This is a genomic window from Caulobacter sp. FV1ye6ST (assembly GCF_058681225.1).
The window spans coordinates 3,609,235-3,624,028 of the sequence record NZ_CM178733.1 but is presented as its reverse complement, the minus strand read 5'-3'; the positions used below and the strand labels follow the sequence as shown (position 1 = coordinate 3,624,028).

The 14,794-nt window shown below is 67.0% G+C and carries 8 protein-coding genes and 1 pseudogene; 6 read left to right on the top strand and 3 right to left on the bottom strand.

What is annotated here, in order from left to right; all coding sequences use genetic code 11:
• Positions 1 to 260 precede the first annotated feature (260 nt).
• The 3 genes and pseudogenes from ACW175_RS17455 to ACW175_RS17445 form a co-directional block, all read left to right on the top strand.
• Positions 261 to 2,618, top strand: coding sequence for a glycoside hydrolase family 95 protein (locus tag ACW175_RS17455; protein ID WP_492101268.1), 2,358 nt, complete (start codon positions 261 to 263; stop codon positions 2,616 to 2,618).
• Positions 2,615 to 4,957 carry a beta-L-arabinofuranosidase domain-containing protein gene (locus ACW175_RS17450; RefSeq protein ID WP_492101267.1) on the top strand — a complete coding sequence of 781 codons (2,343 nt, stop codon included), beginning with the start codon at positions 2,615 to 2,617 and terminating at the stop codon, positions 4,955 to 4,957. The genes ACW175_RS17455 and ACW175_RS17450 overlap by 4 nt, the downstream gene beginning before the upstream one ends.
• 16 nt (positions 4,958 to 4,973) lie before the next feature.
• Positions 4,974 to 5,066 (top strand): annotated as a pseudogene (locus tag ACW175_RS17445) (hypothetical protein); the annotation flags it as partial.
• A 62-nt stretch (positions 5,067 to 5,128) separates the two neighbouring features.
• On the opposite strand, the gene ACW175_RS17440 reads toward ACW175_RS17445, so the two are convergent.
• On the bottom strand, positions 5,129 to 8,002 hold the full coding sequence (locus tag ACW175_RS17440; protein WP_492104990.1) for a TonB-dependent receptor domain-containing protein: 2,874 nt from the start codon (positions 8,000 to 8,002) through the stop codon (positions 5,129 to 5,131).
• Between the two features lie 468 nt (positions 8,003 to 8,470).
• Between ACW175_RS17440 and ACW175_RS17435 the strand changes: the two genes are divergently transcribed.
• Positions 8,471 to 9,670 (top strand): MFS transporter, encoded by a 1,200-nt coding sequence (locus ACW175_RS17435; RefSeq protein ID WP_492104989.1) that lies wholly within the window; start codon positions 8,471 to 8,473, stop codon positions 9,668 to 9,670.
• On the top strand, positions 9,654 to 11,273 hold the full coding sequence (locus ACW175_RS17430; protein ID WP_492101266.1) for a glycoside hydrolase family 43 protein: 1,620 nt from the start codon (positions 9,654 to 9,656) through the stop codon (positions 11,271 to 11,273). The genes ACW175_RS17435 and ACW175_RS17430 overlap by 17 nt, the downstream gene beginning before the upstream one ends.
• Here the strand turns inward: ACW175_RS17430 and ACW175_RS17425 are convergent.
• The gene (locus tag ACW175_RS17425; RefSeq protein ID WP_492104988.1) at positions 11,270 to 12,271 is read right to left on the bottom strand and encodes a LacI family DNA-binding transcriptional regulator; all 1,002 of its coding nucleotides are present in this window, start codon (positions 12,269 to 12,271) and stop codon (positions 11,270 to 11,272) included. The two genes, ACW175_RS17430 and ACW175_RS17425, sit on opposite strands and share 4 nt — an antisense overlap.
• 514 nt (positions 12,272 to 12,785) lie before the next feature.
• Between ACW175_RS17425 and ACW175_RS17420 the strand changes: the two genes are divergently transcribed.
• On the top strand, positions 12,786 to 13,748 hold the full coding sequence (locus ACW175_RS17420) for an alpha/beta hydrolase (protein ID WP_492101265.1): 963 nt from the start codon (positions 12,786 to 12,788) through the stop codon (positions 13,746 to 13,748).
• A gap of 3 nt (positions 13,749 to 13,751) precedes the next feature.
• Here the strand turns inward: ACW175_RS17420 and ACW175_RS17415 are convergent, their stop codons facing one another.
• A complete protein-coding gene (locus ACW175_RS17415) occupies positions 13,752 to 14,789 on the bottom strand; it encodes a PAS domain-containing protein (RefSeq protein ID WP_492101264.1) in 1,038 nt (345 codons plus the stop codon).
• Between the last annotated feature and the right edge of the window lie 5 nt (positions 14,790 to 14,794).

Genomic DNA, 14,794 nt, shown 5'->3' with positions numbered 1-14,794 from the left:
GCCCGCGGCGATAATAGTCAGACAATATATCGGGTCAAGGCGCTGGCGGGATGCGGCCGCGTTTGATAGCGAGGCCCGTTGAGATCCAAAAATGTCCGATTTTTGATGGCAAAGAGAAGGGCTCTTTGGTTGCCTTAATTGTCTGAGTAGATAGGGTGCGCGCTAAGCGACCCGACCGTCGCGGCGCGTCGGCTGAGGCCCGGACGCGCACCAAGAAAAGGCGTGAGGAAGCTATGGCGCGATGTTCGGAACCGCAAGCAATGCGCGCGCGTCGGGTGGCGGGGTTAAGCCGCCGATCCGCGCTGGCGGTCCTGGCCGCTTCCCTCGCCTCGACGAAGTCTCAAGCCGCCACCGCCAAGGCCTCTCCGCTGCGCCTGTGGTACCGCCAACCGGCCATGGCGTGGGTGGAAGCCCTGCCGGTCGGTTCTGGCAAGCTGGGCGCCATGGTGTTTGGCGGCGTCGCCTCTGAACGGCTGCAGCTCAACGAGGATACGCTGTGGGCCGGCGGCCCCTACGATCCCGCCAATCCGGAGGCCTTGGCCGCGCTGCCGGAGATCCGCCGCCTGATCGATGCTGGCGACTACGTCCAGGCCACGAAGCTGGCTGACGCCAAGTTTCTGGGCGTACCCAAGCGGCAGATGGCCTACCAGACGATCGGCGACCTGAAGCTCGATTTTCCCGGGCTGGACAAGGCGAGTGGCGACTATGTGCGCGAGCTCGACGTAGATGGGGCAATCGCCGCCACGGCGTTCACGGCCGGCGGCGTGCGCTATCGCCGTGAGGTGATCGGCAGCCATCCGGACGGGGTCATCGCCGTGCGCCTGAGCGCCAGCCGCAAGGGCGCGATCAGCGTCGACCTCTCCTTCGCCAGCCCGCTGAAGTCCAAGCCGGCCGCCAGGGTAGAGGGTAAAGTTCTGGTCCTGGCCGGCGCCAATGAGAGCCGGGAGGGAATCCCGGCCGCCCTGACCTTCGAGTGCCGCGTCGAAGTCCGCGCCAAGGGCGGCGCGGTGACGGGGCAGGGCGGCGTGCTGTCGTTCCGGAACGCCGACGAAGTCGTGCTGCTGATCGCGGCGGCCACCAGCTATCGCAAGTACGACGACGTCTCCGGCGATCCCAAGGCGTTGAACAAGGCGACGCTGGCCAGGCTGGTCGGCAAGTCCTGGGCGAAGCTTTTGGCCGACCATCAGGCCGATCACCGGGGCCTGTTCCGCCGTGTCAGCGTCGACTTCGGCCGCACCCGCGCCGACCTGCTGCCCACGGACGAGCGCATCCGGCAGTCGCCGACCACGGATGATCCGTCGCTGGCGGCGCTGTACTACCAGTACGGCCGCTACCTGCTGATCGCCTGCTCGCGCCCCGGCGGCCAGCCGGCCAACCTGCAGGGGGTCTGGAACGACAAGACCTCGCCCCCGTGGGAGAGCAAGTACACGATCAATATCAATACCGAGATGAACTACTGGCCGGCCGAGCCGACCAACCTCGCGCCCTGCGTCGAGCCGTTGATCGCGCTGGTCCAGGACCTGGCCAAGACCGGCGCGCGGACCGCCAAGGTCATGTACGGCGCGCGCGGCTGGGTCGCCCACCACAATACCGACCTTTGGCGCGCCACCGCGCCGATCGACGGCGCGCTCTGGGGCGTCTGGCCCACGGGCGGCGCCTGGCTCTGCAAGCACGTCTTCGACCACTACGACTACAGCCGCGACCAGGCCTATCTGGCGCGCGTCTATCCGCTGATGAAGGGCTCGGCGCGGTTCTTCCTCGACACCCTGGTGGTTGATCCGAAGTTCGGGGTGCTGGTTACCAACCCCTCGCTGTCGCCGGAAAACGAACATGGCCACGGATCGTCCCTGGCGGCCGGCCCGACCATGGACCAGGCGATCATCCGGGACCTGTTCGACAACTGCCTGAAGGCCGAGGCCGTGCTGGGCGCCGACGAGGCCTTCGTGGCCGAGCTGACGGCGGCGCGCGACAAGCTGGCGCCCTACAGGATCGGCAAGGACGGCCAGCTTCAGGAGTGGCAGGAGGACTGGGACGCCGACGCCAAGGACCCCCAGCACCGGCACGTCTCGCACCTCTACGGCCTGTTCCCGTCGGACCAGATCGGGGGCGACACCACGCAGAAGCTGGCGGCGGCGGCCCGGACTTCTCTGCTGAAGCGCGGCGACCTCACCACCGGCTGGGCCATCGCCTGGCGGCTGAACCTCTGGGCGCGGCTGGGCGACGGCGACCATGCGCACAGCGTGCTGAAGCTGCTGCTGGGGCCCGAGCGGACCTACCCCAACATGTTCGACGCCCACCCGCCGTTCCAGATCGACGGCAATTTCGGCGGAACCTCGGGCATGACCGAGATGGTTCTGCAAAGCCGCAACGACCGCCTCTACCTGCTGCCGGCCCTGCCTTCGGCCTGGCCGACCGGCCATATCACCGGCCTGAGGGGGCGGGGCGCGCTCGGTGTCGATGTGCGTTGGGCGGGCGGCAAGCTTTCAGAGGCGGTGCTGACCGCCAAGGCCGACGGCCGCCATATTGTAGTTCATGGGGCATCGACCCTGGAGATCGAGATGAAGCAAGGTCAAAGCATCCGCCTCACGGTCCGCGACGGCGCCCTGGTGCGCGCATGAGCAGCCGGGCCCTCACCCCCAGCCGGCGTTCGGTGCTCCTCGCCGGCGCCTGCCTGACCGTCACGTTCGCCGCCAAGGCTTCCGCCCAGACGCCCACGTCGTTGCGCAAGGTCGAGCCGATCCCGAGCCGGCATGTGACGCTGGAGCCATCGCCGTTCGCCGACGCCATGGCGGCCAACCGTCGCTACCTGCTGTCGCTGGACCCCGAGCGGCTGCTGCACAACTTCTATTGGTCGGCGGGCCTGCCGGCCAACAAGCCGCGCTATGGCGGATGGGAAAGCGAGAGCATCGCCGGTCACTCCCTGGGTCATTGGCTGTCGGCCTGCAGCCTGACGGTGGCCAATACCGGCGATCCCGCCGTCGCCGCCGTCCTCGACCGCACGCTCGCGGAGATGGCGAAGATCCAGGCCGCCGAGGGTGACGGCTATGTCGGCGGCACAACGGCGGACCGGGGCGGCAAGGAGGTGCCGGGAAAGGTCATCTTCGAGGAAGTCCGGCGCGGCCAGATCGAGGTTACCTGGACGCTGAACGGCGGCTGGGTGCCGATCTACGCCTATCACAAGGTGCTGGCGGGGGTGATCGACGCGCACCTGCTGGCCCACAACGCGCGGGCCCTGCCGATCGCCCTGGGCCTGGCCGACTATCTGGCCGGCGTCCTGGCGCCGCTGTCGGACGAGCAGGTCCAGAAGGTCCTCTCGGTCGAGCACGGCGGCATCCTGGAATCCTATGCCGAGCTGTACGCCATTACCGGCGACGCCCGTTGGCTGCGCACCGCCGAGCGGCTGCGCCACCGCGCTTTCCTCGACCCGCTGCTGGCCCGTCGCGACGCCCTGGCGGGGCTTCACGCCAACACCCAGATTCCCAAGGCCGTCGGCCTGGCGCGCTTCTACGAAACCAGTGGCCAGGCCGATCATGGCCAAGCGGCGGCGTTCTTTCACCAGACAGTCGTCGACCACCACAGCTATGTGCTGGGGGGCAATTCCGAGCGCGAACACTTCGGTCCGGCCGACCAACTGGGCGGCACGCTGACGACGGGCACCTGCGAGGCCTGCAACACCTACAACATGCTGAAGCTGACACGGCATCTCTATGCCTGGAAGCCAGACGGCGCCTTGTTCGACTACTACGAGCGGGCGCAGCTCAATCACATCCTGGCGCATCAGCGTCCCGACACCGGGCAGTTCGTCTATTTCATGCCGCTTCAGGTGGGCGCCAAGCGCGACTATTCCACGCCGGAAGACAGCTTCTGGTGCTGCGTGGGTTCGGGCATGGAAAGCCATGCAAAGCACGCCGACAGCATCTTCTGGCGCGGGTCGGACGCGATCTACGTCAATCTCTTCGTGCCCTCGACGCTGGATCTGCCGGGCGACGCCCGACTTGAACTGCGGACGCGCTATCCCGAGCAGGGCGAGGTTGTGCTTCGGGTGGCCCGTCCTTCGGCGACAGCCTCCACCCTGGCCATTCGCCGCCCCGGCTGGGCGCGGGGCGCACGGATCGCGCTGAACGGCAAATCGATCGCCGCGCCGGTCTCGGACAACTACTGGCGCGTGACGCGGGCGTGGCGGGCAGGGGACACGATCACCGTGACCCTGCCGATGACCTTGCGCGCCGAGCCGCTCAAGGGCGCGCCGGCCACCTACGCCTTCCTCAGCGGCCCCCTGGTCCTGGCGGCCGATCTCGGACCCTCGGACAAGGCGTTCGACGGCCCCGCGCCGGCGCTGCTGGCCAGGGCCGCGCCGACCGACACCCTTGTCGCGGGCGGCGGGACCCATCGCTACGCCACGGTCGATGTCTTGGGGCAGAGCCAAACCCTGCGGCCGTTCAACGCGCTCTATGACCGGCGCACGGCGGTCTATTTCAAGACCTTCACGCCTGTGGACTGGAAGGCGCAACGCCAGGACTATCTGGCGTCCGAAGCCCAGCGGGCCGATCTGGCGCGGCGGAGGATCGACGTCTTCCACATCGGCGAGATGCAGCCCGAGCGCGATCACGGGCTGACGGCGACAGCCGGAGAGCCGGGGACGTTCTATGGCCGCCACAGCCGGTCGATCCCCGAGGGCGCGGAGGTGTCGTTCACGATGGCCCGTCGGCCCGGCGCCGCGTTCCTGCGCGCGACCTATTGGGGCAACGACGCCGACCGCGAGATGGCGATCGAGTTCGACGGACAGCAAGTCGCCGTGGAGCGTCGGTCCGGACCCAAGCGCAACGACTGGGTCACTGTCGACTATCCGCTGCCGCCGAGCGACCAGAAGCGCTCGAAGGTCAGGCTGATCGGTCGCAAGGGGACGAGTGTCCTCTATGGACTCGAACTGATCGCGGCGCCGCGGCGAGACGCCTAGAGCCTGTCCGTTTCTGATGGAATCATCAGAAACGGATAAACAGGCTCTATTCCTAACACTTAGAGCGTGGCGGGCGCCTAAACCGCTCACACTTTCGGCTGCCACGCTCTAGGCAAAAAAAGAGGCCAGGCGCTGGACGCCTGGCCTCAGTGATCGAGGGGGAAACCTCGGTTAGAAGCGGAAGCGCACGCCGGCGCGGTACATCCGGCCGACGATGTCGTACAGCGCCGGGTTGGCGTAGTTCGGCGACTTGGCCGGATCGCGGTCGAACAGGTTGTCGACCTTGAAGTAGGCGCTCACGTCCTTGCGGATGTTGTAGGTCCCGCCGACGTCCATGTAGAAGGCGCCCGGCATGAAGTTCTTGTCGATCGTCGGGGCGTTGGCCGTCGAGACCGGGCAGGTTCCGGGGGCGCAGACGACATATTGGTTGCCGTAGTTGCCGTCGGTGAACCAGCGTTCCTGCAGCGTCAGGGAGAAGCGGTCGGTCTCATAGCTCTGGATCGCCAGCCACTTCCAGTTGGGGGTGTTGCCCTGGTTCACGCCCGCGGAGTCGACCGGCACGGTGCCGGGCAGGCCGGTGTCGGTCCAGAAGTCGCGGATGTGGGTGGCCAGGGCCCGCAGGGTGAAGGCGCCTGAAAGGCCCAGCGGCTGCCGCCAACGATAGCTGGCCTCGATGTCGAAGCCGCTGGTCTTGATCGACGCCAGGTTGAAGGACTGGACGTTGATATAGTTCGGGCCGCTGGTGTTGTTGAGGTTATAGGCCCCGCAGGTCTGCGGCAGGATGTTGCGATAGCAGTAGTCGACGATCTGGGCCGCGCCCAGGCTGGAGACGACGTCGTCGACCTTGATCTTGTAGTAGTCGAACGACGCGCTGAAGCCCGGCAGCCAGGACGGATTGGCCAGGACCACGCCGATCTGCGAGTTGCGCGCGATTTCCGGCGTCAGGTTCGGGTTGCCGACGGCGTTCTGGATCGCCACCACGTTCCGGTTGTTCACCGGATCGAAGAAGTTCGGCAGCGTGGTGGTGACCGGCGCGGCGAACAACTCCGAGAGGTTGGGCGCGCGCACGTCCCGCGAGGTCACGCCGCGGAAGCGCAGGCCGTCGATCGGCGTGTCCCAGGTGCCGCCCGCCTTCCAGGTCCAGATCGTGCCCGAGGTGCTGTAGTCGGTCACCCGCGCCGCGGCGTTGAAGTTGGCGCGGCCGATGGTGTCGTTGTTGAACAGCGGCAGGTCGGCCTCCAGGAAGGCTTCCTTGACGTTGTAGACGCCGTCGCCGTTCTTGTAGTTGCCGGCGTGCCAGTTGTTGCCGACCGAAGCGAGAAGCGGATCGGCCGGATAGGAGCCGTCGTTAGGGCTGCGATCGGCGACGCCCGCGCCGTACGGGTCCGCGCGAACGGTGTAGTACTCCCGGCGATATTCGGCGCCGAAGGCCACCGACAGCGGACCGGCCCACAGGTCGATCGGCGCGCCCGAGAAGTTCAGGCTGGCCACGTCCTGTTTCATGCGCAGGCGTTGGAAGGGACCGGCGGCGGGCTGGACATATTCCAGGGCCGAGGCCGAGGGCGGTTTGCCGCCAAAGATGTTCAGCGGCTGGCAACCGCTGGCGCGCGCGACCGGGTCGGCGCAGACGATCGCGCCGTTCAGCGTGATGGCCTGGATCGCCTGGTTGAAGCGCGGCGTCAGCAGGATGTGGTCGACATCGACGGCGGTCTTGTTGACGCCATGCTCGTAGTAGGCGTCATAGGTCCAGTCGGAACCGACGGCAGCGAACTTACCCTTCAAGCCGGTGACAACGCGATACTGACGACGATCGGTGTGAACCTCGGTGTTAGGCAGCACGGCGTTGCTGACGCCGTACTGGAAGCTGGTGATGCCCGCGGTGGCGCAAGCGGCTTGGACGGAGGCCGGCACGAACGGGTTGGCGCATTGCAGCGTCAGGCCGGTCTTGTTCATGCCATTGACGGGCTGGTTGCTGGTCTTGACCTGGCCCAGGTTGAACGAGACGTAGGCCTCGTTGTTCTCGGCGAAGTCATATCCGATACGCCCGTAGGCCACTTTGCGCTCGATCTTGGACTGCAGCGTGCGGCCGCTGTCGACATTGCCCGACAGGTCGCCGCCGACGCAGAAGCCCGGGAAGCAACCCGTGACCGCGCCGCCCGCCGTCTTCGAGGGCACGCCGCCCGAGCCATACTGGAACTGGAACGGATTGCCGCTCTGGTCGAAGGCGATGCCCTGCAGCGGACCGGCCGTGATCAGACCATACTTGGTGTAGGCGTATGGCTGGGCGTTATCGCGCATGAGGTACTGGGGCGAACCGTCGTTGGTGACGTTGCGATTGATCATCGTCGTTTGGGTGAACCAGTGGCGATCACCGGCCAGATCCAGGCCGAAATCGCCCGGACCGACGCCGTTTTCCTTGGCCCACTCCACGCTGCCGACCACGTGCACGCGATCACCCGCGAAACTGCGGCCGCCGGCCAGTTGCACCAGGCCCTGCTCGTTGTCGTTGTACTTCGAGATGCCCGCCTGAACATTGCCTTTCAGGCCCTCGAAGCGGGTGTCGGTGATGAAGTTGACGACGCCGCCCACGGCGTCCGAACCATACGAGGCCGAGGCGCCGCCGTTCACGACATCCACCCGCTTGATAAGCAGCTGCGGGAACAGGCTGACGTCGGTGACGCCCGTATAGTAGGCCCCGACCACGCGCTGGCCGTCCAGCAGGGTCAGGGTGCGGATCGTGCCCAGGCCGCGCAGCGAGAACGAGCTCAGGCCCTGCTGGCCGCTGGATGTGCTGAAGGTGTTGGTCGCCGAACCGCTCGAGCCCTGCAGCGACGGTAGCTGGACGATGGTGGCGAAGACGTTCGGCTGGGCGTTGTTCTGGATCTGGGCTTCACCGATCACGGAGGTCGGCGTCGGTGCCGTGAAGCCCGTGGTCTGGATGCGCGTGCCGGTGACGACCACCTCGGTGACCGTGGCCGCGTCGGTGGCCGGCGCCGAGGCCGTTTGAGCCAGAGCGGGCGCGGCGGCGAACAGGGCCGCGGTCATCGCGCCGGCGCTGGCCGACCGCAGAATGCGGTCGCGAATCTGTGTGGTGTTGTTCCGAACCTCGATCTGGACGCGGCTGTGCGCGCCGCCGTCCTCAGAGGACGTCATGCCATTGGCGTTCATTCTCATCCCTCCCTATCCGCAGGCTCACCGGCTCTGCGTGATTGATCGTCGCCATGGCCAACCGCTATGGTAACGTTATCATTTATCTTGGTATGGTCGTCGCCCCCGTGTCAATACTCCGACATATTATCATTGAAACGATCGTTCTGGTTCGCTAGTCGGTTGAAGGCTGGCGACTGAAACCGGGCCAAGCCTCGATAAAGCGGGTCGGCGCTCTCGCTGATCGAGAATGATAACGTTATCGGAGGAGGGGGCGTGCCAGCAGGTCATAACGACGGTCGAGCGCTTCGACGTCAGCGCTTCGCCTATATCCGATGGACCATTCTGGGCTTGTTCGTCCTGGCGATGGTGCTGAACTACCTGTCGCGATCGGTGCTGGGCGTCGCCGCGCCGATGGTGCTCAGCGAGCAGTCGATCTCCAGCGAGCAGTATTCGTGGATCACTAGCGCCTTCCAATTGGGCGTGATGTTCCAGCCGCTCGTGGGCTACTTTCTCGACGGCGTCGGGCTGCGGCTTGGCTTCGCCCTCTGCGCCATCCTGTGGTCCCTGATCACGATGGCTCACATCTTCGCCCAGGGATGGGTCCCGTTCGCCGGGCTCCGCCTGGCCCTTGGCCTCACCGAAGGCTCCGCCCAGCCCGCCGGCCAGAAGCTGATCGCCGAGTGGTTCCCCGCGCGTGAACGCGGCTTCGCCGGCGGCGTCTACAATATCGGCGCGTCGTTCGGCGCGGTGTTCGCCCCAATGCTGGTCGCCTGGGCGGTGATGATGGGCAGCTGGCGCCTGGCCTTCGTCGCCGCCGGCGCCCTCGGTCTGGTGTGGGTGGCAGCCTGGATCCTCTGGTACCGGACGCCGTCAGAGCACCGCCGCCTTGGCGCGGCCGAACGCGAACGCATCGAACAGGGCCAGGAGGTCGAACTGACGGCGCGCGGCAAACGCGCATCCCTGGCGCAACTGGTACGGCGCCGCGACCTGTGGGGCATCGCGCTGCCCAGAATGCTCGCCGATCCCGTGTGGGGTATGCTGTCGTTCTGGATGCCGCTCTACCTGATGCGCGTGCGGGGCTTTGATCTGAAGCAGATCGCCCTGCTCGCCTGGCTGCCCTTTCTCGCCGCCGACCTGGGTTGCCTGTTCGGTCCGGCGGTCGTGGCCTACCTGCAGAAGCGCGGCGTGGACCTGATCGATGCGCGGCGCTGGGCGTTCAGCCTCGGCGCGGTCTTGATGACGGCCATGACGCTGGTCGGTCTGGCGGCCAATCCTTATGTCGCCCTGGCGCTGCTCTGTGTCGGCGGCTTCGCCCATCAGACCCTGTCGGTGACCGTGATCACCATGGCCTCGGACCTGTTCCGGCGTGACGAGGTCGCGACCGTGGCCGGCTTCGCCGGGCTGGCGGGCAACCTTGGCATCCTGATCTTCACCCTGGCCCTGGGCAAGCTGGTCGACCAGGTCGGCTACGGACCCTTCTTCGTCATACTCGGCCTGCTCGACCTTGTCGGCGCCGGCTTGCTCTGGACCCTTGTGCGCAAACGACATGTCCCAGCTTCGTAATCCCGTCCTCAGAGGGTTCAACCCGGACCCGTCGATCGTTCGCGTCGGCGATGATGTGTTCATCGCGACCTCGACGTTCGAGTGGTTTCCGGGCGTCCAGATCCACCACAGCCGCGACCTGGCGCACTGGCGCCTGGCGGCTCGCCCCCTGGCGCGCGCGTCCCAGTTGGACATGCGCGGCGATCCGGACTCGTGCGGGGTATGGGCGCCGGATCTCAGCCACGCGGACGGGCGCTTCTGGCTGGTCTACACGGACGTCAAGCGGTTCGGCCAATCGACCCTGGATGGCGCGACGGGCGTGACCTTGCGGGATTTCCACAACTATCTGGTCACCTGCGACCGGATCGACGGCGTCTGGTCCGACCCGATCTACCTCAACAGCAGCGGCTTCGATCCGGCGCTGTTCCATGACGACGACGGGCGAAGCTGGCTGCTCAACATGCTGTGGGACCATCGCCCTGACCGACCCCGTTTCGCCGGCATCGTCATCCAGGAGCTCGACCGCGCCACCGGCGGCCTGGTCGGCGAGCGCCATCTGATTTTCCAGGGAACGGATAGAGGCTTCACGGAGGGGCCGCATCTCTACAAGCGGGACGGCTGGTATCATCTGCTGGTGGCCGAAGGCGGTACGGGGTGGGGACACGCGGTGGTCATGGCGCGCTCGCGAAATCTGTTCGGGCCCTATGAACTGCACCCCGACGCGGTGGTCCTGTCCTCGGGCGGCCGGCGCGATGGGCCGCTGGCCCGCGCCGGACATGGCGACCTGATCGAGCTGGCCGACGGAACGCCGTGGGTGGCCTATCTGTGCGGCAGGCCCCTGCCGGGCCGGCAGCGATGCGTCCTGGGTCGCGAGACGGCGTTGCAGCCGATGCGATGGTGCGAGGATGGCTGGCTCAGAAGTCTGACCGCCGGTGGCGCGCCCGATCCCGCGCCAGCCGCGCCTGACCTGCCGCCAAAGCCTTGGCCGGCGCGGTCGTGGGACGGCAGCTTTGCCGTCGACGTGCTGCCGTCCGAGTTCCAGTGGCTGCGCACGCCCTATCCCGATGAGCTCTTCAGCCTGGTGGCGCGGCCTGGATATCTGCGTCTCTACGGGCGGGAGACCATCGGCAGTCCCTTCCGCCAGGCGCTCGTCGCCCGGCGCCAGGAGGACCTGCGGTTCACGGCCACCACGCGGCTCGAGTTCGACCCGGTCGACTTCCAGCAGGCCGCCGGGCTGGTCTGCTACTACAACAGCACCAAGTTCCAGTATCTCCACGTGAGCCGACAGGGGGGTGAGCGTCAGCTGCAACGGATGACGGCCTCGCCGGACGCGGGCGGCTGCACCCTCCAGGTCTTGGTCGAGAGCCTGCCCGAGGGACCGATCGAACTGCGTGTCGAGGTCGACTTGGACCAGCTCCGGTTCGCCTGGCGCGGCGACCGTGAAAACGATTGGCGCGACCTGCCCGACGCGCTCGACGCCAGCATCCTGTCCGACGAGGCGTCCTTGCCCGGCCTGCCGAATTTCACCGGGACCTTCGTCGGCATGGCCTGCCAGGACATGTCGGGGAGGGCGACGCCCGCCGACTTCGCCTTCTTCCGCTACGAAGGTCGGGGTGACGATTAGCTCAGGGGCGGCGACGTCGATAGCCGGCGAACGACCTGGTGATCGAGCACCCGGTCGTGGTGATCGCTCAGATGGGCCTCGGCCCCGGAGATTTGCGCCGCCAGCAGGCCGAGCGCCTCGGCGGCGAGCTTGCGAACGGGCTGGCGCACCGTGGTGAGCGGCGGCCATAGGGTCACCGCCGCGGCGGTGTCGTCGAACCCGGCGACCGTGAGTTCGCCAGGTATGTCGAGGTGGCGGCGGTGCGCGACCGAGACCACGGCCGCGGCCATATCGTCGTTGCTGGCGAAGATCGCCGTCGGGGCCGGCGACGAGTCGAGCAGGAGTTCGGCCGCCGTGAGGCCGGAGGTGAAGCTGAAATCGCCCTGGGCGATCACCGTCTGCACGTCGTCGGCCTCACGGACGGCCGCGTAGAAGCCCGCCAGGCGCTCGGCGCTGGCCGCCTGGTCCGGATTGCCGACGATGAAGCCCAGGCGACGATGGCCCTCGGCGATCAGGTCTCGCGTCATCTCGTAGGCGGCGCGCCGGTCGTCGATGCGCACGCAGATGGCGCCCGCCACGCTGTAGGCGCCGACCGCGGCCAGCGGGAGGCGCGCCTTGCGCAGCACCTGCAGGACCGTGGGCGATTCGCCCAGGGGAGGGGCCAGGATCACGCCGCGCACGCCGGCCGCGATCAGGTTCTTCAGTTCGGCGTCCTGGGGCGGGCGTCCGCCTTCGCCGCCCTTGAGCAGGATCAGGCGGGCCCCGCGCGTGGAGGCCTCTTCATAGACCCCGGTCAGGAACTCGCTCATGAAGGCGGCGCTGGGATTGGAATAGATCACGCCGATCCGCAGTTCCGTCGATGTCACGAGGCTGCGCGCGGCGACGTTGGGAGTGTAACCCAGGCGCTGGATCGCCTCCGTGACGGCGAGGCGGGTGTCGGGGCCCACGCCCGGGCGGGCGTTGATCACGCGCGATACGGTCATCGGGGAAACACCGGCGGCGGCCGCGACATCGACGATCGTTGGGCCGCGGGCGCCTTCAGTGTTTCTAGCCAATCGTTTGTCCCGCCACCGTCATCTGATCTCTATCTAGTCGATTGTCGGCGCGACGCAAAATCGACCCCATCGTACGAAGCTAAACCTCGCCGCGCGCGACAATCATCGATATCCGGGCCGTTATTGGTTGGACAGGTTCAAGCAAGTACGGTTACGTTAACGCAACCATTTCGTGATCTGTATTACAGATCGAAGGCGCGACGTGTCGAGGGCGTTTCCGATGCCTTGCCACGTTCTCCTTTTGATCGCGAGCTTTCGACTGCCCGCTTTCCCCCTCCTGGGCGGCCCGCCCGAGCCCGGTTACATCGTCAGGCTCGGGCGGCTTTTTTCGCCTTCCGAGGATGTGCGAGCGCCTATGGGGTTCAACCAGAACGGGACGTGATCGGGGCGTGACAATCCTCAAGCATATTTGTAGGAGTAAAGAGCCGGAATGATACCGGTCACAAAAGTCAAAATGGGAGGTTGCGCCGTGGAGTTGATGAACAATCGTGGTCGGTCGACGTGGCTGGGGCTGGCGCGCGCCAGCCTTGCCGCGGGCGCCGTGGCTCTCACATGCGCGATCGCCGCGCCGGTCTGGGCTCAGGCCAACAAGATGACGCCGATCGCGATTCCGGCGCAGCCGAAGGCGATCGAGCTGGGCACCGGCGCGCTGCCGGGCGCCACCGCCGCTGAGTCCTGGCACAGCCAATATGGCAGCGTTTTCGCCCGCAACGTCACTGTCGCGACCTTGACCCCGTTCCTGCCCGACCCGGCCAAGGCCACGGGCGCCGCGGTCATCGTCGCGCCGGGCGGCGGGTTTCGCACCCTGTCCATGGAAAATGAAGGCTGGCAGGTCGCCGAGGCCCTGGCCGACAAGGGCGTGGCCGCCTTCGTGCTCAAGTATCGCCTGAACCAGACGCCCGCCGACATGGCCGGCTTCGAACGCTCCATGACCGAGATGTTCGCCAATACGGCGCGAAACCCTCGGCCAAGCCCCGAACAGGCCGTCGCGGGTCTGGCTCCGCAGATCGCTGACTCCCGCGCCGCCTTCGCGCTGGTGCGCAAGCGCGCGGCCGAATGGCATGTCGATCCCGACCGGATCGGGATGGTGGGATTTTCGGCGGGCGCCATGCTGACCATGGCCACCACGCTCGCGGGGCAGGACGCCAAGCCCGCGTTCATCGGGACGATCTACGGCTCGCTCGCGCCGGTCGCCGTTCCGGCTGACGCGCCGCCGTTGTTCGTCGCGCTGGCGGCCGATGATCCTTTGTTCGGTAACGGCGGATTTGGCCTGATCGAGAGCTGGCGGACGGCCAAGCGGCCGGTCGAGTTCCACCTCTACGAACAGGGCGGCCACGGCTTTGGCATGTACCCGAAGAAGACGACCAGCACCGGCTGGTTCGACGCCTTTTCCCGGTGGTTGGACATGCACGGCTACCTGAAGCCAGCGGGCGCGTCCTGATCGTCAGCGCCGGGCGGCCAGTTGGAACGGCTTGGGATCTCGTCCCGTGTCTGGAACGATGAACTCCGCGCGCAAGCCGGTCGAAGGCCATTCCAGCCGAGCCCGTCCCCGTAGCTGGCGCTCGATGATGGCGGTGATCATGGCCGAGCCGAAGCCTGGCTTTCGGGCCAGGGCCGGCGGCGGGCCACCGGCTTCCTCCCACACCAGGCGGAAGCCGCCATCGCTGTCGTGGGGCTGCCAGTGCGTCGTCACGCCCCCGAAAGGCGCCGACAGACAGCCGTGTATCGTGGCGTTGGAAATCATCTCGTGCAGGACAAGCGCCAGCGGCTGGACCAGCGTCGCGCCGACGCGGATGTCCGGGCCGTCCAGGGTCACGCGGCTCATGTCGAAGGGGGCGATCTGCAGCCTTACCAGGTCTCCCAGCGGGGCGGGCCGCCAGCGTCTTTGCGACAGGAAGGCGTGGGCCCGGGCCAAGGCCTGCACCCGCTGCTGAACCGCCGCGGCGTATCGTCCAATGTCCTGGGCCTGGCTAAGACGCACAATGCCCTCGACGATCGCCAGGGCGTTCAAAGCCCGATGATCGATCTCGCGCAGCAGGATCTGGTTGGCCTCGACCTCGCTGGCCTCGGCCTGGCGATGTCGGGTGACATCGACCTGCGAGGCGAAGAAATAGAGGAGGCCGCCAGTATCATCCTGCACGGGGCTGAGGCTGACCCGGTTCCAGAACGTCGAACCGTCCTTGCGATAGTTGAGGAGTTCTACCTCGAGTTCGCGCGCGTCGCGGACCGCCGAGCCGAGGGCGTCGATGGCCGAGCGGTCGGTCCGCGGCCCCTGCAGCAGCCGGCAGTTGCGGCCGAGAACCTCGTCACGCCTATAGCCGGTCAGATCCAGAAAGGCCTGGTTGGCCAGGACGATCGGATTGTCGGCCTGTCGCGGATCGCAGATCACCATGGGTGTGCGGGTGCGGTCCACGACGGCGAACACGAGGTCCCTGCGGTCGATCGGGCCTTGGTCGGCAAGGGGCAAGGGCGCGTAGCTCAAGGGCT

Bases quoted from the DNA above. Each gene is read 5' to 3' on its own strand.
- ACW175_RS17455 (WP_492101268.1), top strand. From the start codon at position 261: ATGCGCGCGCGTCGGGTGGCGGGGTTAAGCCGCCGATCCGCGCTGGCG.
- ACW175_RS17450 (WP_492101267.1), top strand. From the start codon at position 2,615: ATGAGCAGCCGGGCCCTCACCCCCAGCCGGCGTTCGGTGCTCCTCGCC.
- ACW175_RS17440 (WP_492104990.1), bottom strand. From the start codon at position 8,002: ATGACCGCGGCCCTGTTCGCCGCCGCGCCCGCTCTGGCTCAAACGGCC.
- ACW175_RS17435 (WP_492104989.1), top strand. From the start codon at position 8,471: ATGGTGCTGAACTACCTGTCGCGATCGGTGCTGGGCGTCGCCGCGCCG.
- ACW175_RS17430 (WP_492101266.1), top strand. From the start codon at position 9,654: ATGTCCCAGCTTCGTAATCCCGTCCTCAGAGGGTTCAACCCGGACCCG.
- ACW175_RS17420 (WP_492101265.1), top strand. From the start codon at position 12,786: ATGAACAATCGTGGTCGGTCGACGTGGCTGGGGCTGGCGCGCGCCAGC.